The organism is Citrobacter sp. TBCP-5362 (genome assembly GCF_005406305.1).
Classification (GTDB): Bacteria; Pseudomonadota; Gammaproteobacteria; order Enterobacterales; family Enterobacteriaceae; genus Citrobacter_B; species Citrobacter_B koseri.
Window position 1 is genome coordinate 4,000,857 of the sequence record NZ_CP040234.1, and the last position, 22,933, is coordinate 4,023,789.

At 54.0% G+C, this 22,933-nt stretch carries 27 protein-coding genes; 11 read left to right on the forward strand and 16 right to left on the reverse strand.

Annotation, left to right across the window (positions count from 1 at the left end; genetic code table 11):
* Positions 1 to 80: 80 nt before the first annotated feature.
* Positions 81 to 2,024: a 2',3'-cyclic-nucleotide 2'-phosphodiesterase gene (cpdB, locus tag FD428_RS19020; RefSeq protein ID WP_114848024.1), complete on the forward strand. Its 1,944-nt coding sequence runs from the start codon at positions 81 to 83 to the stop codon at positions 2,022 to 2,024.
* A gap of 88 nt (positions 2,025 to 2,112) precedes the next feature.
* Here cpdB and FD428_RS19025 read toward each other — a convergent pair whose 3' ends face one another.
* The gene (locus FD428_RS19025) at positions 2,113 to 2,493 is read right to left on the reverse strand and encodes a helix-turn-helix domain-containing protein (protein WP_012134394.1); all 381 of its coding nucleotides are present in this window, start codon (positions 2,491 to 2,493) and stop codon (positions 2,113 to 2,115) included.
* An 89-nt stretch (positions 2,494 to 2,582) separates the two neighbouring features.
* On the opposite strand from FD428_RS19025, the gene FD428_RS19030 reads away from it, so the two are divergent.
* The 3 genes from FD428_RS19030 (at position 2,583) to FD428_RS19040 (ending at position 5,379) form a co-directional block, all read left to right on the forward strand.
* Positions 2,583 to 3,431 (forward strand): SDR family oxidoreductase, encoded by an 849-nt coding sequence (locus tag FD428_RS19030; protein ID WP_058668468.1) that lies wholly within the window; start codon positions 2,583 to 2,585, stop codon positions 3,429 to 3,431.
* Positions 3,432 to 3,512: 81 nt separating this feature from the next.
* On the forward strand, positions 3,513 to 4,337 hold the full coding sequence (locus tag FD428_RS19035; protein WP_047459432.1) for an AraC family transcriptional regulator: 825 nt from the start codon (positions 3,513 to 3,515) through the stop codon (positions 4,335 to 4,337).
* A 76-nt stretch (positions 4,338 to 4,413) separates the two neighbouring features.
* Positions 4,414 to 5,379 carry a DMT family transporter gene (locus tag FD428_RS19040; RefSeq protein ID WP_114848025.1) on the forward strand — a complete coding sequence of 322 codons (966 nt, stop codon included), beginning with the start codon at positions 4,414 to 4,416 and terminating at the stop codon, positions 5,377 to 5,379.
* Positions 5,380 to 5,442: 63 nt separating this feature from the next.
* Here FD428_RS19040 and FD428_RS19045 read toward each other — a convergent pair whose 3' ends face one another.
* Positions 5,443 to 6,996, reverse strand: a complete 1,554-nt coding sequence (locus tag FD428_RS19045; protein ID WP_114848026.1) for a methyl-accepting chemotaxis protein — start codon at positions 6,994 to 6,996, stop codon at positions 5,443 to 5,445.
* A 245-nt stretch (positions 6,997 to 7,241) separates the two neighbouring features.
* Between FD428_RS19045 and ytfE the strand changes: the two genes are divergently transcribed.
* Positions 7,242 to 7,904, forward strand: coding sequence for an iron-sulfur cluster repair protein YtfE (gene ytfE, locus FD428_RS19050; protein ID WP_114848027.1), 663 nt, complete (start codon positions 7,242 to 7,244; stop codon positions 7,902 to 7,904).
* A gap of 79 nt (positions 7,905 to 7,983) precedes the next feature.
* Here ytfE and cycA read toward each other — a convergent pair whose 3' ends face one another.
* Together cycA and fklB are read right to left on the reverse strand one after the other, a co-directional pair.
* Entirely contained in the window at positions 7,984 to 9,393 is a 1,410-nt protein-coding gene (cycA, locus tag FD428_RS19055; RefSeq protein WP_012134401.1) for a D-serine/D-alanine/glycine transporter, read from the reverse strand.
* A gap of 309 nt (positions 9,394 to 9,702) precedes the next feature.
* Positions 9,703 to 10,323 (reverse strand): FKBP-type peptidyl-prolyl cis-trans isomerase, encoded by a 621-nt coding sequence (fklB, locus tag FD428_RS19060; protein ID WP_024130787.1) that lies wholly within the window; start codon positions 10,321 to 10,323, stop codon positions 9,703 to 9,705.
* 219 nt (positions 10,324 to 10,542) lie between these two features.
* On the opposite strand from fklB, the gene FD428_RS19065 reads away from it, so the two are divergent.
* Entirely contained in the window at positions 10,543 to 11,193 is a 651-nt protein-coding gene (locus tag FD428_RS19065; protein ID WP_012134403.1) for an OapA family protein, read from the forward strand.
* Between the two features lie 88 nt (positions 11,194 to 11,281).
* Here the strand turns inward: FD428_RS19065 and FD428_RS19070 are convergent, their stop codons facing one another.
* From FD428_RS19070 to rpsF, 5 genes are all read right to left on the reverse strand, one after another.
* A complete protein-coding gene (locus FD428_RS19070) occupies positions 11,282 to 12,211 on the reverse strand; it encodes a DMT family transporter (RefSeq protein WP_012134404.1) in 930 nt (309 codons plus the stop codon).
* Between the two features lie 137 nt (positions 12,212 to 12,348).
* Positions 12,349 to 12,798: a 50S ribosomal protein L9 gene (rplI, locus tag FD428_RS19075; protein WP_012134405.1), complete on the reverse strand. Its 450-nt coding sequence runs from the start codon at positions 12,796 to 12,798 to the stop codon at positions 12,349 to 12,351.
* A 41-nt stretch (positions 12,799 to 12,839) separates the two neighbouring features.
* A complete protein-coding gene (gene rpsR, locus FD428_RS19080; RefSeq protein ID WP_000135199.1) occupies positions 12,840 to 13,067 on the reverse strand; it encodes a 30S ribosomal protein S18 in 228 nt (75 codons plus the stop codon).
* Positions 13,068 to 13,071: 4 nt separating this feature from the next.
* Positions 13,072 to 13,386: a primosomal replication protein N gene (gene priB, locus FD428_RS19085; RefSeq protein WP_012134407.1), complete on the reverse strand. Its 315-nt coding sequence runs from the start codon at positions 13,384 to 13,386 to the stop codon at positions 13,072 to 13,074.
* A 6-nt stretch (positions 13,387 to 13,392) separates the two neighbouring features.
* Positions 13,393 to 13,788 carry a 30S ribosomal protein S6 gene (gene rpsF / locus FD428_RS19090; protein WP_012134408.1) on the reverse strand — a complete coding sequence of 132 codons (396 nt, stop codon included), beginning with the start codon at positions 13,786 to 13,788 and terminating at the stop codon, positions 13,393 to 13,395.
* A gap of 333 nt (positions 13,789 to 14,121) precedes the next feature.
* On the opposite strand from rpsF, the gene yjfY reads away from it, so the two are divergent.
* Positions 14,122 to 14,397, forward strand: a complete 276-nt coding sequence (yjfY, locus tag FD428_RS19095) for a DUF1471 family protein YjfY (RefSeq protein WP_024130788.1) — start codon at positions 14,122 to 14,124, stop codon at positions 14,395 to 14,397.
* A 134-nt stretch (positions 14,398 to 14,531) separates the two neighbouring features.
* On the opposite strand, the gene FD428_RS19100 is transcribed toward yjfY, so the two are convergent.
* Genes FD428_RS19100 through ulaA form a run of 6 tightly spaced genes read right to left on the reverse strand, consistent with a single transcriptional unit; the run spans position 14,532 to position 18,941 of the window.
* Complete coding sequence (locus FD428_RS19100) at positions 14,532 to 15,218, reverse strand: L-ribulose-5-phosphate 4-epimerase (protein WP_049010941.1); 687 nt, start codon at positions 15,216 to 15,218, stop codon at positions 14,532 to 14,534.
* Positions 15,218 to 16,072: an L-ribulose-5-phosphate 3-epimerase gene (locus FD428_RS19105; RefSeq protein WP_114848028.1), complete on the reverse strand. Its 855-nt coding sequence runs from the start codon at positions 16,070 to 16,072 to the stop codon at positions 15,218 to 15,220. The genes FD428_RS19100 and FD428_RS19105 overlap by 1 nt, the downstream gene beginning before the upstream one ends.
* Positions 16,073 to 16,081: 9 nt before the next feature.
* Positions 16,082 to 16,732 carry a 3-keto-L-gulonate-6-phosphate decarboxylase UlaD gene (gene ulaD, locus FD428_RS19110; RefSeq protein ID WP_024130789.1) on the reverse strand — a complete coding sequence of 217 codons (651 nt, stop codon included), beginning with the start codon at positions 16,730 to 16,732 and terminating at the stop codon, positions 16,082 to 16,084.
* A gap of 13 nt (positions 16,733 to 16,745) precedes the next feature.
* Complete coding sequence (ulaC, locus tag FD428_RS19115; protein WP_012134416.1) at positions 16,746 to 17,213, reverse strand: PTS ascorbate transporter subunit IIA; 468 nt, start codon at positions 17,211 to 17,213, stop codon at positions 16,746 to 16,748.
* 9 nt (positions 17,214 to 17,222) lie between these two features.
* Complete coding sequence (gene ulaB / locus FD428_RS19120) at positions 17,223 to 17,528, reverse strand: PTS ascorbate transporter subunit IIB (RefSeq protein ID WP_024130790.1); 306 nt, start codon at positions 17,526 to 17,528, stop codon at positions 17,223 to 17,225.
* A gap of 15 nt (positions 17,529 to 17,543) precedes the next feature.
* Positions 17,544 to 18,941 carry a PTS ascorbate transporter subunit IIC gene (gene ulaA, locus FD428_RS19125; RefSeq protein ID WP_012134419.1) on the reverse strand — a complete coding sequence of 466 codons (1,398 nt, stop codon included), beginning with the start codon at positions 18,939 to 18,941 and terminating at the stop codon, positions 17,544 to 17,546.
* A 363-nt stretch (positions 18,942 to 19,304) separates the two neighbouring features.
* Between ulaA and ulaG the strand changes: the two genes are divergently transcribed.
* On the forward strand, positions 19,305 to 20,369 hold the full coding sequence (ulaG, locus tag FD428_RS19130) for an L-ascorbate 6-phosphate lactonase (RefSeq protein WP_047459442.1): 1,065 nt from the start codon (positions 19,305 to 19,307) through the stop codon (positions 20,367 to 20,369).
* A 106-nt stretch (positions 20,370 to 20,475) separates the two neighbouring features.
* A complete protein-coding gene (gene ulaR / locus FD428_RS19135; RefSeq protein ID WP_012134422.1) occupies positions 20,476 to 21,231 on the forward strand; it encodes an HTH-type transcriptional regulator UlaR in 756 nt (251 codons plus the stop codon).
* Here the strand turns inward: ulaR and yjfP are convergent.
* Positions 21,228 to 21,977 (reverse strand): esterase, encoded by a 750-nt coding sequence (gene yjfP, locus FD428_RS19140; RefSeq protein WP_114848029.1) that lies wholly within the window; start codon positions 21,975 to 21,977, stop codon positions 21,228 to 21,230. The two genes, ulaR and yjfP, sit on opposite strands and share 4 nt — an antisense overlap.
* Before the next feature lie 178 nt (positions 21,978 to 22,155).
* On the opposite strand from yjfP, the gene bsmA reads away from it, so the two are divergent.
* Both bsmA and yjfN read left to right on the forward strand, forming a co-directional pair.
* Positions 22,156 to 22,485, forward strand: a complete 330-nt coding sequence (gene bsmA, locus FD428_RS19145; protein ID WP_012134424.1) for a biofilm peroxide resistance protein BsmA — start codon at positions 22,156 to 22,158, stop codon at positions 22,483 to 22,485.
* 130 nt (positions 22,486 to 22,615) lie between these two features.
* Positions 22,616 to 22,891 carry a DUF1471 family protease activator YjfN gene (gene yjfN, locus FD428_RS19150; protein ID WP_012134425.1) on the forward strand — a complete coding sequence of 92 codons (276 nt, stop codon included), beginning with the start codon at positions 22,616 to 22,618 and terminating at the stop codon, positions 22,889 to 22,891.
* Positions 22,892 to 22,933 lie beyond the last annotated feature (42 nt).

A 22,933-nucleotide genomic window follows, 5' to 3' on the forward strand; every position in this document is an offset into this window, starting at 1 on the left:
GTCATGATTCACAGTTCTGTAAGCAACAAGACTTATATACATTTTCTTTTGTGTTTCAGATCTAAAAAAGGATGCCCCTGATGATTAAGTTTAGCGCAACGCTCCTGGCCACGCTGATCGCCGCCAGCGTGAATGCGGCGACCGTCGATCTTCGGATTATGGAAACCACTGATTTGCATAGCAACATGATGGATTTCGATTATTACAAAGATACAGCGACCGAAAAATTCGGACTGGTACGCACAGCAAGTTTAATTAACGCCGCCAGAAATGAAGTCAAAAATAGCGTGCTGGTCGATAACGGCGATCTTATTCAGGGGAGTCCGCTGGGCGATTACATGGCGGCAAAGGGGCTGAAAGCTGGTGATATTCACCCTGTCTACAAGGCGTTGAATACGCTGGATTATGCGGTCGGCAACCTCGGTAACCATGAATTTAACTACGGTCTGGACTATCTGCATAAGGCGTTGGCGGGCGCGAAGTTCCCTTACGTGAATGCCAATATCATCGACGTTAAGACCAAAAAGCCGCTGTTTACGCCTTATCTGATCAAAGAGACTGACGTGGTCGATAAAGAGGGCAACACGCAGACGCTGAAAATTGGCTATATCGGTTTTGTCCCTCCGCAGATTATGACCTGGGATAAAGCCAACCTGAGCGGCAAAGTCACCGTCAACGACATTACCGAAACCGCTCGTCAGTATGTGCCGGAAATGCGGGCCAACGGCGCCGACGTTGTGGTGGTGATTGCCCACTCCGGGCTTTCTGCCGATCCGTACCAGACGATGGCGGAAAACTCCGTGTATTACCTGAGCGAAGTCCCCGGCGTTAACGCCATCATGTTCGGCCATGCGCACGCGGTCTTCCCTTCCAAAGATTTTGCCGATATCAACGGCGCGGATATCGCAAAAGGTACGCTTAACGGGGTACCGGCGGTCATGCCGGGTATGTGGGGCGATCATCTGGGCGTGGTGGATCTGGTGCTCAACAACGACAGCGGCAAATGGCAGGTGACCGGTGCGAAAGCCGAAGCGCGGCCCATTTACGATGCCGCCGCGAAAAAATCGCTGGCCGCAGAAGATAAAAAACTGGTGGGTATCCTGAAAGCCGACCACGATGCCACCCGCGAGTTTGTTAGCAAACCGATCGGTAAGTCCGCCGATAACATGTACAGCTACCTGGCGCTGGTGCAGGACGATCCTACCGTGCAGGTGGTGAACAACGCGCAGAAAGCGTATGTCGAACACTTTATTCAGGGCGACCCGGACCTGGCGAAACTGCCGGTGCTCTCTGCCGCTGCGCCGTTTAAAGTCGGTGGACGTAAAAACGATCCTGCCAGCTTTGTTGAAGTGGAAAAAGGTCAGCTTACCTTCCGCAACGCCGCTGATCTTTACCTCTATCCGAACACGCTGGTCGTCGTAAAAGCCAGCGGCAAAGAGGTGAAAGAGTGGCTGGAATGTTCCGCCGGGCAGTTCAATCAGATTGATGTCCACAGCAGTAAACCGCAGTCATTGATCAACTGGGACGGTTTTCGCACCTATAACTTTGATGTGATTGACGGCGTGGAGTATCAGATTGATGTGTCGCAGCCTGCGCGCTACGACGGCGAATGCCAGACGGTGAATCCGCAAGCGGAACGTATTAAAAATCTGACCTTCAACGGCAAGCCTGTCGATCCGAACGCTATGTTCCTGGTCGCGACCAATAACTATCGCGCCTACGGCGGCAAATTTGCCGGTACGGGCGACAGCCACATCGCTTTTGCATCACCGGATGAGAACCGCTCCGTGCTGGCGGCGTGGATTGGCGCGGAGTCGAAGCGTGCGGGGGAAATCCACCCGGCGGCGGACAACAACTGGCGTCTGGCGCCAGTTCACAGCGACACGAAACTGGATATCCGCTTCGAAACCTCGCCGTCCGATAAGGCTGCCGCGTTTATCAAAGAGAAGGGACAATATCCGATGAATAAAGTCGCTACCGATGACATCGGCTTTGCGATTTATCAGCTGGATTTGAGTAAGTAAAACCACGCCGGGTGGCGGCTTCGCCTTACCCGGCCTACGCGATCGACGCGCCGTAGGCCGGATAAGCGCAGCGCCATCCGGCAAGCCATTATGCCGCTCGCTCTTTCCGCTGTGCCAGCACCTGCGGCAAATTGAGCTCGATCCAGTCTGCCAGCGCGGCGACCTTCTCACTCACCTGTTCACCCAGCGTCGTCAGACTGTACTCCACATGCGGCGGCACCACCGGGTACGACACCCGATGAATAAATCCATCCTGCTCCAGCGCCTGTAATGACTGCGCCAGCATTTTTTCACTCACGCCGCCCATCTTGCGGCGTAAATCGCTGAAGCGGTGCGTTCCATCACGCAGTGCCACGAGAATTAATACGCCCCAGCGGCTGGTGACATGCTTTAACACCTCGCGAGAAGGACACTGCTCGGCAAACAAATTGCCATCGCGAAGCTGCTGAGAAAGCGTCGGGTTCGTCATCTTTACACTTACCTTTTTGTACGTACTTACTAAAAGTAAGTTTAAGTGCTAGCTTAATGAAACACAAGACGAACACAGGGAGATCCCCCATGATTGCAATTACCGGCGCGACCGGCCAACTGGGCCAACACGTTATCGATACCTTACTGAAAACCGTTCCTGCCAGCCAGATTGCGGCGATTGTCCGTAACCCCGCGAAAGCTGACGCGCTAACCCGACTGGGCGTTACCGTACGCCAGGCGGACTACAGCGACGAAGCCGCGTTCACGGCAGCGTTGCAGGGCATCGACAGATTGCTGCTGATCTCATCAAGCGAAGTCGGGCAACGTGCCGCTCAGCACCGCAACGTGATTAACGCGGCAATAGCCGCAAACGTGAAATTCATTGCCTATACCAGCCTGCTGCACGCAGACCGTTCCCCGCTGGGCCTGCATGTTGAACATGTGGAAACCGAAAAAATGCTGGCGGATTCAGGCATTCCTTACGCCCTGCTGCGCAACGGCTGGTACACCGAAAATTACCTGGCGAGCGCGCCAGCGGCCCTGGAGCACGGCGTCTTTATCGGCGCGGCCGGAGAAGGCAAAATCGCCTCCGCAACCCGTGCCGATTACGCTGCCGCAGCCGCTCGCGTCATCAGCGAAGAAGGCCATGCCGGTAAAGTGTATGAACTGGCAGGCGACGAAGGCTGGACGCTGAGCCAGTTAGCCGCCGAACTGGCAAAACAGAGCGGGAAAAAGGTCGTCTATCAGAACCTGAATGAAGCCGATTTCGCCGCCGCGCTGAAAGGCGTGGGCCTGCCAGCAGGTCTGGCGGATATGCTGGCTGATTCTGACGCGGGCGCCGCAAAAGGCGGCCTGTTTGACGACAGCCATACTCTGAGCGCACTGATCGGTCGCCCGACAACCTCGCTGGCGGAAAGCGTCAAAAGCATCCTGTAAGTGTTAAAAACAGGTTAATTGTTGTGGCATCCCTGCTGGCCATCTCTGATAATGAACAGATGGCTTTCAGGGAGAGACAACGTGCAAGGCGTACCCGAACAGTTTAGCGATGAGAAAGACAGCGCCCGCTTTCGCCATCTGGCGCAGGTGCCGGGGGTTGAGCTGTATCATGCGCATATCTCGCGTTACGCTTTCGAGCCTCACACCCACGAAGCCTTCGGTATCGGCGCAATTGAAGCCGGCGCCGAACGCTTTCGCTATCGCGGCACGCAGTACGTTGCCCCCGTCCACTCCGTTGTCACCATGAATCCCGATGAGCTGCATACCGGCGAAGCGGAAACCGCCGACGGCTGGCGCTATCGGATGATTTATCTCGATCCCGATCTGCTGGAAGAAGTGACCGGGGTTCGTCACTGGTGGTTTCATGAGGTCACGCGCCACGATCCGCTGCGCTCACGCCAGATCTGCACGCTGATCCACGGCCTGTGGCATACCGACGATCCGCTGGCGCAAAAAGGGCTGCTGCTCGATCTGATCGACACCTTCCAGCCGCTGGCGCGCCATGCGCCGGAAGTGCGGGAAGGAGGGCATCGCTTTGAGCGCGTGCGGGACTACCTGCACGACAACTACATGCATCCGGTCACGCTTGACGAACTGGCGCGGGTCGCCTCATTAAGCCCCTGGCATTTTCAGCGTCAGTTCAAGGCCCATTTCCACGTTACGCCGCACCAAATGCTGATGGCGATCCGTCTGTGGCGGGCAAAGGCGTTTCTCACGCTCGGGATGCCCGCAGCGGATGTGGCGGCCGCCACCGGGCTAACCGATCAATCTCATCTCACGCGCGCCTTTACCCATCGCTACGGCATTACGCCAGTGCGCTATCAAAAACAGGTTTATCCGCGCTAATGCGCAATCTCATACAATACTGGCGCATTTCTCCTGCCTACACTTTTCGCAATGTGAAACGATGTGGATATCAACAATGATTAGCGGCGTGTTGTATGCCCTGCTGGCAGGGTTAATGTGGGGACTGATTTTTGTCGGACCGTTGATCGTACCGGAGTATCCGGCGGTATTGCAGTCGATGGGGCGCTATCTGGCGCTGGGGTTAATTGCTGTGCCCCTGGCGTGGCTGGGGCGTGCGCGCCTGCGCCAGTTGACGCGCAAAGACTGGATAACCGCACTCGCGCTGACGATGATGGGCAATCTGATCTATTACGTCTGCCTGGCGAGCGCTATCCAGCGCACGGGAGCCCCTGTTTCTACCATGATCATCGGCACGTTGCCGGTGGTGATCCCGGTGTTTGCCAACCTGCTCTACAGCCAGCGAGATGGTAAGTTATCCTGGCGGCGTCTGGCGCCTGCGCTGGCGCTCATCGGCGTTGGCCTGCTGTGCGTCAATATTGCGGAGCTGAATCAGGGGCTGCCGGAGTTTAGCGGCTGGCGCTACGGTTCAGGTATCGCGCTGGCGCTGGTTTCCGTTGTGTGCTGGGCATGGTACGCGTTGCGTAATGCCCGCTGGCTGCGGGAAAACCCGGATAAACATCCGATGATGTGGGCAACAGCACAGGCGCTAGTGACGCTTCCCGTTTCGCTGCTGGGTTATGTTGCGGCCTGCATCTGGTTGGGTAAGCAGATGCCCGACTTTCCTCTCCCCTTTGGCCCCCGGCCGGATGTCTTTGTCGCCTTGATGGTCGCCATTGCCGTGCTCTGTTCATGGGTGGGGGCGCTATGCTGGAACGTCGCCAGTCAAAAGCTGCCGACGGTGATTCTGGGGCCCTTGATCGTGTTCGAAACGCTGGCTGGCCTATTGTACACCTTTATACTGCGCGAGGAATTTCCACCGCTGCTGACGGTAAGCGGCATTGCGCTGCTGATTGTTGGGGTGGTGATAGCCGTCAGAGCCAGGCCGCAGAAACCCGGCGTCGTCGCGGTTTCACAATCATAATGTGCCGGATGGCGCTGCGCTAATCCGGCCTACAAGATATTATCCTGTAGGCCGGAGCAGAGGTTAAACTTTAAACACTGCTACCGTCTGGGTCAGACGTGCCGCCTGCTCTTCAAGCGCAACGGCGGCAGTCGCCGACTCTTCCACCAGCGCGGCGTTCTGCTGCGTCACGCGATCCATCTCCGCCACCGCCAGGCCAACCTGGTCAATGCCGCGACTTTGTTCATCAGATGCAGAGGCAATCTCCCCCATGATGTCGGTCACACGCGTTACCGCACTGACAATTTCCGCCATCGTTTCCCCCGCTTCATGCACCAGCGCGGAACCCGCGCTGACTCGATTACCGGAGTCATCAATCAGCGTTTTGATCTCTTTCGCCGCCTGCGCGCTACGCTGCGCCAGCGTGCGTACCTCGCCAGCGACCACCGCAAAGCCACGGCCCTGTTCGCCCGCGCGAGCGGCTTCCACCGCCGCGTTCAGCGCCAGGATATTGGTCTGGAATGCGATACCGTCGATAACGCTGGTGATCTGCGCGATTTTGCTGGAGCTGGTGGCAATTTCATCCATCGTGCGCACAACGCCGTCCACTACGTTGCCGCCCTTCTGCGCCGTCTCAGAGGCATTTTTCGCCAGGCTGGACGCCTGACGCGCGTTGTCGGCGTTCTGTCTCACGGTTGCGGTGAGTTGTTCCATACTGGCGGCAGTCTCTTCCAGCGATGCAGCCTGCTGTTCAGTACGTGAAGAGAGATCGCTACTGCCTGTCGCAATTTCACCCGCACCGGTATAGATCGTGTCAGCGCCTTCACGTACCACGCTGACCGTGTTCGCCAGCGCCTGCTGCATCTCATGTACGTTATGCGCCAGCAGCGCCATTTCATTACTGCCTTCGGTATGGATATTGCGCGTCAGGTCGCCTGCCGCAATATGGCGGATATGTTCCATAACATCATGCAACGGTTTAAGTAAGACACGCTGCATTGCCAGCCAGCTAATCACAATCACCGCGACAACCGCCAGCATAACGGCCGCCAGAATCCACAGAATGCGCTGGTAGTCCTGTTCATTTTGTTGAATGCCCGCGTTCGTCAGTTCGGCCTGCGCGGCACGCCATTCCAGGTACACGTCCTGCATCGCCGTCTGTTTTTGTTCCGCATTCTGTTTGAACATCTCTTCCAGTTGTCCTGCGGCAAGGAAGGTATTCATTTTCGCCAGCGTCGCGGAGTAGATGCCGTACTGCTCTTCCAGACGGTCGGCCAGGTGTTCATCCAGCCCCGGCGTTTCTGGCAGCGCGTAATATTTATCGTAATGACGCTGCGCATCAGCCAGCAGAGCATTCGCCGTCTTCACCAGTTCATTTAGCTGACCGCCGTTGATCTCATTGGCCATGCTGCTTTGCAGGCGCAACATGCCGCGGTTAAGCGTGACGCGCGCCTGGTTCAGGCTGATCCAGACATCGGTAAACTCCGCGACGTTCTGGCTGGAACGCTGCGATACGGTAAAATTCTGCTTATCGTTATTGAGCGCGCTGATAAAAACGCCCGCCGAAATAAGCTGCATCGCGCCGAGGGCGAGTAACACGATAATCAGTAAGGTTATAACTTTGATTCGTTTGAACATTTGTTGCCTTTTACTATGCAGGTATTGTCAGAGGTCTAACTATCGGCAGTGCCGCCGGCATATTTAATTTTGTCCGGCGGCTTGCCGCGCGTATTCCTGCCCTTTTCAATAAGATTCAGCACGTTAAGGCACAAACATTTTTTTGTGATGGTCATCACATTTTATTCTGACCCGAAAGGGTTATATCTTCGGCTTAAAGATGCATTTAAAATACATCTTATATTATTGAGAATGAGGTAACGGCTATGTCTTTTCGCGATCAACCTTTAGGTGAACTGGCGCTCTCTATTCCTCGCGCCTCGGCGCTGTTTCGTAAGTACGATATGGATTACTGCTGCGGTGGTAAGCAGACGCTCGCGCGCGCTGCTGCACGTAAAGAGCTGGATGTAGAAGCCATTGAAGCAGAACTGGCACAGTTGGCTGAACAACCGATTGAGAAGGACTGGCGTACCGCGCCGTTGGCCGAAATTATCGACCACATTATCGTGCGCTACCACGACAGACACCGCGAGCAACTGCCGGAGCTGATCCTGCAAGCCACCAAAGTGGAACGCGTTCACGCAGACAAACCCAGCGTACCGAAAGGTCTGGCGAAATACCTGACTATGCTGCATCAGGAACTTTCCAGCCACATGATGAAAGAAGAGCAGATCCTGTTCCCGATGATCAAACAAGGCATCGGAAGCCAGGCAATGGGCCCGATTAGCGTCATGGAAAGCGAACACGATGACGCTGGCGAATTGCTGGAAGTGATCAAACACACCACCAACAACGTCACGCCGCCGCCAGAAGCCTGCACCACCTGGAAAGCGATGTACAACGGCATTAATGAAATGATTGACGATCTGATGGAACACATCAGTCTGGAAAACAACGTCTTGTTCCCGCGCGCACTGGCCGGGGAATAATGTGTAGCCGGATGGCGCTAACGCTTATCCGGCCTACAATCCGTAGGCCCGGTAAGCTTTACGCCACCGGGCATCAAGATTAACGCACTCCTGCCATACGTTTCTTACCGATAAACAGCCAGCCCAGCCCCAGCGCAATAAACCACAGCGGCGTGACGATCAGCGCCTGACGGGTATCATCTTCCAGCGTCAGCAGTACCAGCACAAAGACGAAGAACGCCATACACACCCAGCACATCAGCTTACCAAGCGGCATCTTATAGATGGACTTCTCATGCAGGTGCGGACGCTGCTTACGGTACACCAGGTACGAGCAGAGAATGATGGTCCAGACAAACATGAACAGAATAGCCGACACCGTCGTGATCATGGTGAACGCGCCAATCACGCTCGGATTGATGTACAGCATCACCACGCCGCCCAGCAGACAGATACAGGAGAAGGTCAGCCCTTTCGCCGGCACCGCGCGCTTAGACAATTTAGCGAACGCTTTCGGCGCCACGCCCTCTTGCGCCAGACCAAACAGCATACGGCTGGTAGAGAACACGCCGCTGTTGGCGGAAGAGGCCGCAGACGTCAGCACCACGAAGTTAATCAGGCTGGCGGCGGCCGGCAGTCCTACCAGTACAAACAGCTCAACAAACGGGCTTTTGGTTGGTACTACCGAGCTCCACGGCGTGACCGACATAATGATGATCAGCGCAAAAACGTAGAACATGATGATACGAATCGGGATTGAGTTAATCGCGCGCGGCAGGGATTTCTCCGGGTCTTTGGTCTCTGCGGCGGTGGTGCCCACCAGTTCAATCCCCACGAACGCGAATACCGCTATCTGGAAGCCCGCAAAGAAGCCGCTGATCCCTTTCGGGAACCAGCCGCCATCATTCCACAGATGAGTAAACGACGCTTCAACCCCGGTCGGTGATTTGAAGTGCATCATAACCATCACCAGACCGACGACGATCAGCGCCACGATAGCGACAATCTTGATCATCGCGAACCAGAACTCCATCTCGCCGAACATTTTCACGGTCGCAAGGTTAAGGCTCAGCAGCAGAACAACGACCGCCAGCGAGGCGACCCAGTCGGAAAGGCCGGGGAACCAAAACTGCGCATAGGCGGTAATCGCAACGACGTCCGCCATCCCGGTGACCACCCAGCAGAACCAGTAAGTCCAGCCGGTGAAATATCCTGCCCACGGCCCGAGCAGGTCGGAAGCGAAATCACTGAAGGATTTATATTCCAGATTCGAGAGCAGCAATTCACCCATTGCCCGCATGACGAAAAAGAGCATAAAACCGATGATCATATAAACGAAAATGATCGACGGCCCGGCGAGGCTGATCGTTTTACCGGAGCCCATAAATAAGCCGGTGCCGATGGCGCCGCCAATCGCAATAAGCTGAATATGACGGTTTGTGAGATTGCGCCGTAGCGACTGTTCAGCCGGTGCCTGTTCGTCGGCAACGACTTTTACCTGATCTACCATGTTTTTTCTTCCTGTACCTGTCTGTGTTGTGCAGGCTCTGCGGCCTTTAGTGCGTCATATGATACGACGATCCTGTTATCAGGACTCATCGATATTAGGTAAGAATCGGCGGGATGAATACTAAGATTTAGATATAATGTTAATTATATGTTTAAAGTGAGTGTCATATCACTCTGGCAACGCGAATTAGCTCACAAAAATACACGCAATAGCTACATTTGCAAGATAAAATATCGACATCTGGCTAACTTACGGTTTTCTTGCATATTTTCTGTTCCCCCCAACAAAGAGGGGAACAGAAGTCACTGCTTACAGGATTTCCAGCAGTTCTACATCAAACACCAGAGTGCTGAACGGAGGAATGGACGCGCCCGCGCCACGCTCGCCGTAGGCCAGTTCCTGAGGGATAGTCAGTTCCCATTTGGAACCAACCGGCATCAGGGTCAGCGCTTCAATCCAGCCTGGGATCACGCCGTTCACCGGGAATTCAGCCGGTTCGCCGCGCGCAACGGAGCTGTCAAAGACGGTGCCGTCGATCAGTTTGCCGGTGTAGTGTACGCGTACACGGTCAGTACGCGCCGGAATCGCGCCTTCACCCTGGGTGATCACGCGGAATTGCAGACCGGATTCGGTGCTGTTCACACCCTCTTTCTCACGGTTTTCTTCCAGATATTTGACGCCATCTGCCGCCATTGCCTGGAAACGTTCGCGACGTACGGCATCCGCACGTTCGTGAATTTCACGCAGCGCGCGATGCACCACATCAACAGGCACTGCCGGGTGTTTGCCTTCCAGCGCATCAGCGATACCTGCCACCAGCGCTTCAGGCAACAGACCTTCCAGACCGGATTCGCTCAGCTGCTGCCCTACCTGTAAACCAATGCCATAGCTTGCTTGCGCTTCGATAGTGTCAAAAGTCGGGGTTGCCATCATATTTCCTTTCATCGGAGGTAAAGTAGCGGGCAGCATAGCAGCCACGTCTCTTCCGGTAAAACTTTGTCTCGGGAAGAGATGACAAATCGCGGGGAAAAAGAAACAATAAGAATAACCCATGCTGATGTCACGAAAGCGGGTATAACTACGAACATCATAGCGTTAGGCATCTATACTCTATGATTGAGGAACGAGACGCGGAGCAGGAGGAAAGCCATGCCCGGGCGCTTTGAACTAAAACCAACCCTGGCGAAAATCTGGCATGCACCGGACAATTTTCGCATCATGGACCCGCTGCCGCCTATGCATCGCCGTGGCATTATTATTGCCGCTATCGTGCTGGTGGTCGGTTTTCTGCTTCCCTCGAATGATACCCGCGATACGCCCGTCGTCACGCGTAATGTCCAGACAGATATCCAGTCACAGTCGCAACCGCCGACGGAAGCCGAACTTCAGGCGCAACTGGTCGCCCCGCAAAACGATCCGGGACAGGTCGCCCCCGTAGCGCCGGAACCCATCCAGGAAGGTCAACCGGAAGAGCCGCCGCAGACGCAGCAATCCCAGCCGCAAACACAGCCTTTCCAGCAGAACGGGGGAATTGACCAGCAGTGGCGCTCCTATCGCGTGGAGTCAGGTAAAACGCTGGCGCAGTTGTTCCGTGACCACGGCCTGCCGCCAACGGACGTTTACGCGATGGCGCAGGTTGAAGGCGCAGGCAAGCCGCTGAGCAATCTGAAAGATGGCCAGATGGTGCAGATCCGCCAGAATGCGAATGGCGTGGTGACAGGATTGACCATCGATACCGGTAATGACCAACAGGTTCTGTTTACCCGTCAGCCAAACGGCAGCTTTATTCGCGCCCGTTAAGCGCGCAAATTGCCGGATGGCGGCATCGCCTTATCCGGCCTACGGCACCCGCGATTGCAGGCCTGATAAGCGGTAGCGCCATCAGGCGTTACCGCTTCACCTTGTTCACCCACCAGATCCCCGAACACACCAGCACCAACGCAACCGCATATTTCAATTCAAAAATATTTTCGCCGAGGAAAATCGCCGACAGCACCGCACCGGAAACCGGAATCAGGAAGTTAAACGGCGCAATCATCCCGACGCGGTTGTACTTGAGCAAAATGCTCCACAGCGCAAAAGCAACAGACGAGAGCAGCGTCAGATAGCCCAGAATCGCCACAGAAGAGAGGCCGTGCACGGAGAGCGAGCCGCCGAAGGCATAGCCGCCAATCACCAGCGCCAGGCCGCCGATGCCAAGCTGATAGCCCGTCATCACCGTTGGGTCAACCGTCTGCGAAATACGTTTACCGTAAAGGGTCGCGGCAGAAAGAATAAAAGCAGCCAGCACCACGGAGCCATCACCCAACAGGCTAAAGCTGAAATCCATCAGCCCGCTGTTGAAGTTCACCACCATCACCCCGGCAAAGCCAAGAATACAGCCGAGGGTTTTGTTGTAGCTCAGTTTGTCGTTCTGGTAGATGAAGTGCGCCAGCAACACGCTAAAAAAAGTGCCTGTGGCATTCATGATCGATCCTTTCACGCCCGTGGTGAACGCCAGACCGATATAGAAAAAGATATATTGCAGCGAGGTTTGCGTCAGCCCCAGCAGGGTCAGTTGGCCAAACTGGCGCGGGCTTAAGCGGCCGATCGGTTTACGCTGCGCCATCGCCAGCAACAGCAGCAATAACCCCGCGAACAAGAAACGGTATCCGGCAAAGACAATTTTTGACGGGATATCATCTGTCGCAATCTGAAAGATCTCGTACCCGCTTTTTATCGCCGGGTAGGCGCTTCCCCATAACAGACAACAAAATGCCGCCCCCAGATAGACAACGTTTTTACGCGCGAACAGGGGTTGCTGGTGGGTTATCTCCATTCCATCACCACTTTGAAATAATGTTTTATTTTTTATTATCCCGAAAAGGGTAAAGAATAGCCAGTGCGAAAAACAGGGGGCAGAAAAGCAAAACGCCAGCACAAGGCCGGCGTTTTTACGCGATAGAAGAATAAAACTTATTCAGCTACTACGTTTACAGTCAGTTTAGCGAATACTTCGCTGTGAACCTGGAAGTTCACTTCGTGCTCACCAGTGGTACGCAGAACGCCGTTCGGCAGACGAACTTCGCTCTTAGCCACTTCAACGCCTGCTGCTGTTACAGCGTCAGCGATGTCGCGAGTACCGATGGAACCGAACAGTTTACCTTCGTCGCCAGCTTTGGACGCGATGGTTACGGTTTCCAGGGCGTTGATTTTCTCTGCGCGTGCATTTGCAGCAGCCAGAACGTCAGCCAGTTTAGCTTCCAGTTCAGCGCGACGTGCTTCGAAGAACTCAACGTTTTTCTTGGTAGCAGGAACAGCTTTACCCTGTGGTACCAGGAAGTTACGAGCATAGCCCGCTTTAACGTTAACCTGATCACCCAGGCTACCCAGGTTTGCTACTTTATCAAGCAGAATAACTTGCATTACCTTATCCTCTCAAAGTCGTATTAATGGACCGTGGCCGATTACTGATGACGATCAGTGTACGGCAGCAGGGACAGGTAGCGAGCGCGTTTGATAGCGCGAGCCAGCTGACGCTGGTATTTTGCACGGGTACCGGTGATACGGCTTGGGACAATCTTACCGCTTTCGGTGATGTAGTTTTTCAGCGTAGCGATATCTTTATAGTCGATCTCTTGAACGCCTTCCGCGGTGAAACGGCAGAACTTGCGACGACGGAAATAACGTGCCATATGGCTAGTCTCCAGAATCTATCAATTCAATCTGCTCGGCATGCAGAACCATTTTGCTCAGACCGTTCTTTGCCTTGTGGCAAGAGATGAACCCCTGAACGGTTATGCGGCTGCCGACCGTTATACTGTGAGTAATGGCCTGGTTTTCGTGTCCGCTAACAATAACGGGCATTTGACACCATGCCTGCCGGTGAAACCCGGCTTCCTCCTGCACAGAACGATGCTCAAGCACGAACTGGCAGTGCGGAATTCCTGATGGACTGACCTTTCGAAGGGGCATCCTGCACACGGTGCCGGACAACGCCAGACGGTTGGTCATCAGAAATTACTCTTCAGAATCCCCAGCATCTGCATCATCTGCGGTTTCGTTTGCGAAATCATCGCGACGCTCACGGCGCTCGTCTTTCGCTTTAACCATCGGAGATGCTTCGGTAACAGCGTGCTTAGTACGCATTACCATGCTACGGATAACGGCATCGTTGAAGCGGAAGTTAGTTTCCAGCTCATCGATCACTTCCTGCGGCGCTTCAACGTTCAGCAGAACGTAGTGAGCTTTGTGCAGTTTGTTGATCGGGTAAGCCAGCTGACGGCGGCCCCAGTCTTCCAGACGGTGGATCTTGCCTTCTGCACCAGTGATTGCACCAGTGTAGCGCTCGATCATGCCCGGAACCTGTTCGCTCTGGTCAGGATGGACCATAAAAACGATTTCGTAATGACGCATCGAATTGCTCCTTACGGATTATTCAGCCTCCTGTCTGGGTCAGCCGAATCCCGGGGAGGCAAGGAACGTGTTAAAGGTCGGCTGAAAAATGACGCGTCATAATACTTGCGCCCATGAGGAAACACAAGTTGATTGCGCAAAAATTCACACGAAGCGCAAAGACAGGTTAACCATGTGATTTAAAATTAATCACATGGCATCGCGCCAATTTTTTGAACAACTGCATCAGAAATGGTCGCTATCGACTTCGCTGGTAGCGATTAAAATTAAATCAGAAGCAATTCACTTACAGGAGATATTGCTAACCAGACACAGCAGTCGAGGAGGTACAGTATGCGAGCGCGTGTTATGACCCTTCTGGCTGCGCTTTTGCTCAGTGCAAACGCGATGGCAGCCATCAAAATCGATAATCACCAGGCACGAAATATGGATGATGTGCAGAGCTTAGGCGTGATTTATATAAACCATAACTTCGCCACTGAAAGTGAAGCAGATCAGGCATTGAATGAAGAGACAGATGCGCGAGGCGCAACGTACTACCACGCCATCCTGACCCGGGAACCGGGAAGTAACGGCAACATGCGCGCCAGCGCGGATATTTATCGCTAGCACCAGGAAAAACCAACGAGAACATTGCCATAGTTTGACTTGCCCCCTTAACCGGGGGCTTTTTTATGGCAAAAGCGGCCCCGGAATCAGGCCGGTAACATCCCGAAGGAAGTAATGATTCCAGGGCACGTGTCTTACTTTTGTCCGTAATAGGCGTCAGGCCCATGCTTACGCATAAAATGTTTATTCATTAAATAATCGTCGATCGGGCTGAGCGCCGGATTGATACCGCGAGCAATCCATGCCATCCGCGCGACTTCTTCCATCACCACCGCATTATGCACGGCATCATGCGCATCTTTGCCCCAGGCAAACGGCCCGTGCTGATACACCACGATGCCAGGCGTATGTAGCGGCTGACCGTCACCCAGCGTTTCGATAATCACATGGCCAGTGTTCAGCTCATATTCACCCTGCACTTCTTCTTCGGTTAACGCCCTGGTACAGGGGATATCGCCAAAGAAGTAGTCCGCATGGGTCGTGCCCAGCGCCGGGATCGCCAGCCCTGCCTGCGCCCACGCCGTGGCATGCGTAGAGTGCGTGTGCACGATACCACCCAGCGAAGGGTAACGACGGTACAGCGCCAGATGCGTGGCGGTATCGGAAGAAGGCCGCCACTGCCCCTCCACCACATTGCCCTGGAGATCCACCACCACCATATCGTCCGCTTTCATGGTTTCATAAGCCACCCCGCTAGGCTTAATGACCACCAGCCCGCGCTCCCTGTCGATCGCGCTGACGTTGCCCCAGGTGAAAGTCACCAGGCCATAACGCGGCAAATCCATATTGGCTTCAAAAACGTGCTGCCTGAGTTTTTGCATTATGCTGTCTCCACCAGACCGGCGCTGGCCATACGCGCTTTCACCCAATCACGCGCTTTCGCCACCTCACGCGCCGGATCGTCCGACGTTTCACTCCACATCTCAATCAGGTATGGCCCGCAATACCCACTCTGCTTGAGCGTGGCGAAACAGCGTTCAAAATCGACGACACCTTCACCGAACGGCACGTTCTTGAACACGCCTGGCTTCGTATCTTTGACATGAACCGCGACGATATGCCCCATTCCAGCCTGCAACTCCATCTGCACATCGTTATCCCAGGCTGACAGGTTGCCAATATCAGGATAAAGCTGGAACCACGGGTTATTAAGATAGTGCGCATAACCCAACGCTTTGCTGATGGAGTTCATCAGAGGGTAATCCATGATCTCCATCGCCAGCGTGACCTGGGCACGGCTTGCCATTTCGACGCTCTCTTTCAGCCCATCACGAAAACGACGGCGCGTTTCATTGTTGGCCTCCTGATAGTACACGTCGTAACCCGCAAGCTGGATGACGCGAATACCGATGTCCTGCGCAAACTGAATGGCTTTACGCATGATCTCCAGCCCTTGCGCACGTACAGCATCATCTTCACTGCCCAACGGAAAGCGACGATGCGCGCTCAGGCACATGGACGGCACCCGCACGCCGGTCTCAGCGATAGCGCTCACCAGCGCCAGGCGCTGCTCACGGTTCCAGTCGAGGCGCGCCAGGCGGGCATCGGTTTCATCGACAGACATTTCAACGAAATCGAAGCCCAGTTCTTTCGCCAGCCGCAGGCGATCCAACCAGCACTCCCCGGCGGGGAGCGCTTTTTCGTAGATGCCAAACGGAGTCTGTTTAGACAGCATATCCGCTCCTTATCCCCACAACTGGGCGATAGAACGTTTGAACTGACGCGCGGCTTCAACCGGAGAGGCGGCGTCGCGAATGCTGCGACCAGCAATAAAGACATGGATTGGAATGCCCTTAAACAGCGGCAGATCTTCCAGCGCCAGGCCGCCAGTCACGGTCACTTTAAAGCCCATATCAGAGAGACGTTTGATCGCGCTGATATCCGCTTCGCCCCAGGCCACGCCAGCGGCCTGTGCATCACGGCTACGGTGATAAACCACCTGCTGAATCCCCGCATCGCGCCACTCCTGCGCCTGCTCCCAGGTCCAGTAGCCGGTCAGTTCAATCTGCACATCGCCGTTAAACTCTTGCGCTACTTCCAGCGCGCCTTTGGCGGTGTTGATATCCGCGCAGCAGATAACCGTCACCCAATCCGCGTTGGCTTCAAAGCACATACGAGAAAGAATTTTCCCCGCGTCCGCAATTTTGGCGTCAGCCAGCACGATCTTATGCGGATAAAGCGCTTTCAGATCGCGTACCGCACGTACGCCTTCACCCACGCACAGGATGGTGCCAACTTCGATAATATCGACTTCTTCCGCGATCAGGCGGGTCGTTTCGTAAGCGTGGGACAGCGTCTGGTTATCCAGCGCAACTTGCAACATAGGTAATGACATTTCTATTCCTTACTTAAACTGCCGCCGCAGTGGCGTTATCAATTAAATCCAGCACATCCTGCTCGGTACGGCAGGCGCGTAAACGGTCAAAGTTGGCTTCATCTTCAAACAGGTTGACGATTTGCATGATGCCGTCTTCCTGATGCGCGCGGGCATCCACTGCCGCCAGCGTGATGAGGATATCGACCGGGTCATTATCTTCGTGGTTGAAGACCATCGGCGTTTTCAGCGTCACCAGCGCGAAGCCGGTTTTTTTGACGCCCTCTTCCGGGCGGCCATGCGGCATCGCCAGGCCTGGCGCAATCACAAAATACGGACCAAAACGCTCTACGCCATCAAGAATGGCCTGGTAGTAACGCGGCTCCACAACATCTGCTTCCACCAGCAGGTCTACGCCGATTTTCACCGCCTCCTGCCAGGTGCTCGCTTCTGCATTCAGGCGAATGGACTTATTCTCCGCCAGCGAATCACGTAATTTCATGCTGCGTCCTTATTTCAGGTCGTTCGGAAAGTGCTCTTTGATCACTTCCATCAGTTTCGGACCAAAATCAGCGGCGGAAAGCATATTGCGCACACCCACCACATATTTATTACCGGAGACGGTGATTTCGCTGGCGACGTGCGTCGAGGCAATAATGATGTCCGCGCCGTTCAGCTCACTTTTGTACTCACCCACTGCGCAGCTATTTACCGTGTGCGCAACGCCCTGCTGCGTCAGAAACTGGTCAACTTTCATTTTCATGATCATTGAACTGCCTTGCCCACAACCACAAACAGCCAGAATACGTACGGTCATAATCGGAACTCCTTATTAAGCAGAGTGTTCTGCCAGTTGTTTTTCTGCATCTTCTTCAGCGCGCAATGTACGCCCTGCGAAGAACATATAAGCCAGTGAAATCAGTATCATGACGCTCATAAACATCAGCCCGATGCTGACGAAGCCTTGCATCATCGGAGGCGCCAGAATCGACCAGTCCGCCATTCCCATCCAGGCGCTCATACCGGTCAGTTTCACCGCCCAGACGCAGCCAAAGATTTCGATCATGCCCATAACCAGGCAAATCTTGAGCGCCGCGCGCCAGCCGCCAAAGTGGTTAGCGAACACGCCAATCGTGGCGTTAGAGAAGAACATTGGGATAAAGCCAGGGATGATCAGAATGGAGGAGCCGCAACCTACCAGAATACCAACGGCGATCAGCTGACCAATCGTGCCCCACATAAAGCCCCAGACCACCGCGTTCGGCGCGAAGCTATAAATCGCCGCACAGTCAATCGCCAGCACAGCACCGGGGATCAGACGCTGAGAGATACCGTTAAATGCTTCGGACAGTTCGGCGACAAACATGCGCACGCCCTGCGTGATGATGAAAATAGCGACAGCGAACTGGAAGCCGGTTTGCAGGATATAGATAGACCAGTGCGTTTTACCCGCCATCGCCTGAACCACATCCAGGCCAAAAGAGAGCAGGATCGCGCCGAAGAAGATGGTCATGACAATTGCCGTGGAGACGATATTGTCGTGGAAGATATTCAGCCAGCCGGGCAGTTTGAGATCTTCAACGCTCTCTTCTTTTTTACCGAGATATGGCGCGACTTTATACGCCAGCCATGCGGCAAACTGTTGCTGGTGACCAATGGAGAAACCACAGCCGTCTGTGACTTCCTGCGTCGGCTTATACATCATATTGGAGGTGATCCCCCAATACAGGGACACCAGAACCGCCGTGCAGATAATGGTGGTCCACATCGGATAACCGAAGATGTAGAAGAACACCGCGATCAGCCCCGCCTGCTGGAACATGATATGCCCGGTAAGCATGATGGTGCGAATCCCGGTAATCCGGCGCAGCAGCACGTAGCCGATATTCAATGCCAGCGCTAACAGCACGGCATACCCGACCCAACTGTAGGCGTCGCCCATGCGTTCGATCGTCGCCATCATGGAGGCGTAAGTATCAGAAATCGCGCCATTGATGCCATACACCTCAGACATCTTCGCCACGACGGGCTTAAAGGTACTGGTCAGGATGCCGGACCCTGCCTGTAATAACATGAAACCAATAATGGTTTTTATCGTACCTTTGATAATAACGCTGACACTTTTGCGTAGGAGGATATAGCCCAGACAGGTGACAATACCCAGTAGCAGCGGAGCATTGGTCATAACCTGGTTAAAGAAAACGGTAAAGATGTTGTAGAGGATCTCCATAACGATCTCCAGTAGACGAAGTTGCTGAGCTCTGCGTACGCTCAGGTTGTTGTGTCACCACTCTAATTTTCAAAAGTAATCACAACAAGATTGAATTTGATTAATTGTGACGCACCACGCAAATAATTCCCACACTTCAGAAAAGGATTAACCCGACGTTAACCAGCCATCAATAAAACTCATTTTAATCAAATAGATATATTTAATTTCAATAGTTATACGCCCTTCATTACGTTCTCCTTTACTTCCAGACCGCCCTGCACAAGCAAAAATATGCCGTTGCCATCTTGAAAAAATAATGTCAGGATTAATCAAAACCAATCACACACTGATTCAATTTGAACAAACATGAAGGTAAATGCGATGAGTAAAGTGAAAAGTATCACGCGTGAATCATGGATCCTGAGCACCTTTCCTGAGTGGGGAAGCTGGCTGAATGAAGAGATCGAACAGGAACAGGTCGCGCCCGGCACATTTGCTATGTGGTGGCTCGGTTGCACCGGCATCTGGCTGAAATCAGAAGGCGGCACCAACGTATGCGTTGATTTCTGGTGCGGCACCGGCAAACAAAGCCACGGCAATCCGTTGATGAAAACGGGCCATCAGATGCAGCGTATGGCAGGGGTGAAGAAATTGCAGCCGAACCTGCGCACCACGCCGTTTGTTCTCGATCCTTTCGCGATTCGCCAGATCGATGCCGTGCTGGCCACTCACGATCATAACGATCATATCGACGTCAACGTCGCCGCAGCGGTGATGCAAAACTGCGCTAACGATGTGCCTTTCATCGGGCCGCAAACCTGCGTTGACCTGTGGATTGGCTGGGGCGTGCCGAAAGAGCGCTGCATCGTGGTCAAACCGGGCGATGTTGTGAAAGTGAAAGACATCGAAATTCATGCGCTTGATGCGTTTGATCGTACTGCGCTCATCACGCTTCCGGCCGATCAAAAGGCGGCGGGCGTACTGCCGGACGGCATGGACGCGCGCGCAGTGAACTACCTGTTCAAAACGCCGGGCGGTACGCTGTATCACAGCGGCGACTCCCACTACTCCAACTACTATGCGAAGCACGGCAATGAGCATCAGATCGACGTGGCGCTCGGCTCCTATGGCGAGAACCCGCGTGGCATCACCGACAAGATGACCAGCGCCGACATGCTGCGTATGGCGGAAGCGCTGAACACGAAAGTCGTGATTCCGTTCCACCATGATATCTGGTCGAACTTCCAGGCCGATCCGCAGGAAATCCGCGTTCTGTGGGAAATGAAAAAAGATCGCCTGAAGTATGGCTTCAAGCCGTTTATCTGGCAGGTTGGCGGTAAGTTCACCTGGCCACTGGATAAAGACAACTTTGAATATCACTACCCGCGTGGTTTTGATGACTGCTTCACGATGGAACCGGATTTACCGTTCAAATCCTTCCTGTAATTGTTCTCCGATGCCGGGTTTTCCCGGCATTTTTCTATATTTACTTTAGTATTTTCAGGCTATTTCAAATATCATCTTTTAAAATCAATTCGTATCGGAATAGCTCATGACTGAAGCACAAAGACATCAAATATTGCTGGATATGCTGGCGCAATTGGGCTTTGTTACCGTCGAGAATGTGATCGAACGTCTGGGGATCTCACCGGCCACGGCGCGTCGGGATATCAACAAGCTCGATGAGAGCGGAAAGCTCAAAAAAGTGCGTAATGGCGCCGAAGCGATCGCTCAGCAACGTCCGCGCTGGACGCCGATGAATCTGCATCAGGCGCAGAACCACGATGAAAAAGTGCGCATTGCTAAAGCGGCAGCGCAACTGGTGAATCCTGGGGAAAGCGTGGTGATCAACTGTGGATCGACCGCCTTTCTGCTGGGCAGAGAAATATGCGGTAAGCCGGTGCAGATCATCACCAACTATCTCCCGCTGGCGAACTATCTGATCGATCAGGAACATGAAAGCGTGATCATCATGGGAGGTCAGTACAACAAGAGCCAGTCCATCACGCTTAGTCCCCAGGGCAGCGAAAACAGCCTGTATGCCGGGCACTGGATGTTTACCAGCGGCAAAGGCCTGACCGCAGACGGTCTGTATAAAACCGATATGCTCACCGCTATGGCCGAGCAGAAAATGCTCAGCGTGGTCGGGAAGCTGGTGGTGCTGGTGGATAGCAGCAAGATCGGCGAGCGCGCAGGCATGTTGTTCAGCCGCGCCGATCAAATCGACACGCTGATTACGGGCAAAAATGCTAACCCTGACATTCTGCAACAGCTTGAAGCGCAAGGCGTTAGCATTCTGCGCGTTTAAAGATGCTGGCGGAAAAACGACACCGTTGCCGCCAGCGCCTCTGGCGTAATACGGTGGCGTACGCCTGCCTCCCACAGACAGGTCAGGTTCTGATCCCTGTTCGCCTGAATCAGCGCCTGTTGTAAGCGGAACGTTTCCACCGCAGGGACGACGTCATCTTCCTGTCCATGCCATAGCAGCAGCGGCCGGTCGGCCAGTTTTGGCAACTGATGCGCCACCTCCCACTCAGTCAGGGGAGCAATAATGTCGTCAAATTCTCGCTGTTGCTCAGGCGTCTCAGGAATTAATGGCGGAAAAAGCGTATGCGCCAGTCGGGTGAAATAACCCGACCCCATCAGGCTGGCGACGCATTTTACCTCCGGGTGGCGGGCCATGATCCCCAGCGCCGTCATACCGCCCATTGATGCGCCCCCCACGGCCAGACGTTCTTCCAGCACCCAGTTTTCCTGTTGAACTGCCGCACGTAACGCAGCGAATTCCTGCATGTTTTGCCGCAGAATCTGCCAGAATTGGGTCATTCGCCCCTGCGTATCACCGCTAAACCGCGCGCCATGCTCGGGCGCATCCGGCATGATAACCCGGAACCCGGCCTGCGCCAGGGCAACCGCAAAGTAGCTATAGACCAGGCTGGAAGAGGTAAAACCGTGGTAAAAAATAATACATGGAAGGGGCGTGTCACATTTACCGTCAGGAAACGCGTGGAGTATGGAATGTCCTGCCAGGTACCGTGTTTCTATTTTTATCATATATCCCCCTTTCTCTGATATGCCACGGAGAAATACATAACTCAAGTTAATGAGTACGGCAATGATTCATAATGTTGAGAAGTGGATTACGCTTTCACTCTATTTTCATTCGAAAATCGCGTGAGAGATAACAATTTGGGAACATTCCCCCTAAAGGAAATTAATAAGGCACTACACTATGGCTATCAGTAAACGAGATAGAGTTATGCGACGGTTCGCCCCATTGATGCTGGTACTGTTTTTAAGCGCCTGTAGCGTATTGCAAGGGACGCCGCAACCAGCACCGCCAGTCGCTGACCATCCTCAGGAAATTCGCCGTGACCAGACACAAGGGTTGCAGCGCCTGGGAACGGTAAGCTCAATGGTTCGGGGTTCTCCTGACGATGCTGTGGCAGAGATCAGAGCGAAAGCCGCCGCCGCTAAAGCAGATTATTACGTTATTTTGTTGGTTGATGAAACCATCGTAACAGGCCAATGGTATTCGCAAGCCATCCTGTATCGTAAATAGCGGAAGGTTGAAATTTAGTCAGCTTTACATTGCTTTGCGCCTCTATGCGTTTACCTGTGCACAATGAAATCATGGGATGACCGCAATGGAATGCCCTGTTGAACGCGGGGTCACGTAAAAGGAGCTGACGATGAAACGATCTCTTGCCTTATCCTCACTGCTGCTTTCTGCCGGTCTGGTGAGTACGACGGCGCAGTCTGCCGAATTCGCCAGCGCGGACTGCGTAACGGGCCTGAATGAAATTGGTCTGATATCCGTGAGTAATATTTCGGGAAATCAGCAGGATGTGGAACGTATCATTGCGTTAAAAGCCGATGAGCAGGGCGCTTCGTGGTATCGGATTATCCAGATGTACGAAGAACAGCAGCCCGATAACTGGCGCGTACAAGCCATACTTTATGCGTAACAGATTGCCTGATGGCGTAAACTTATCTGGCCTGCACCGATC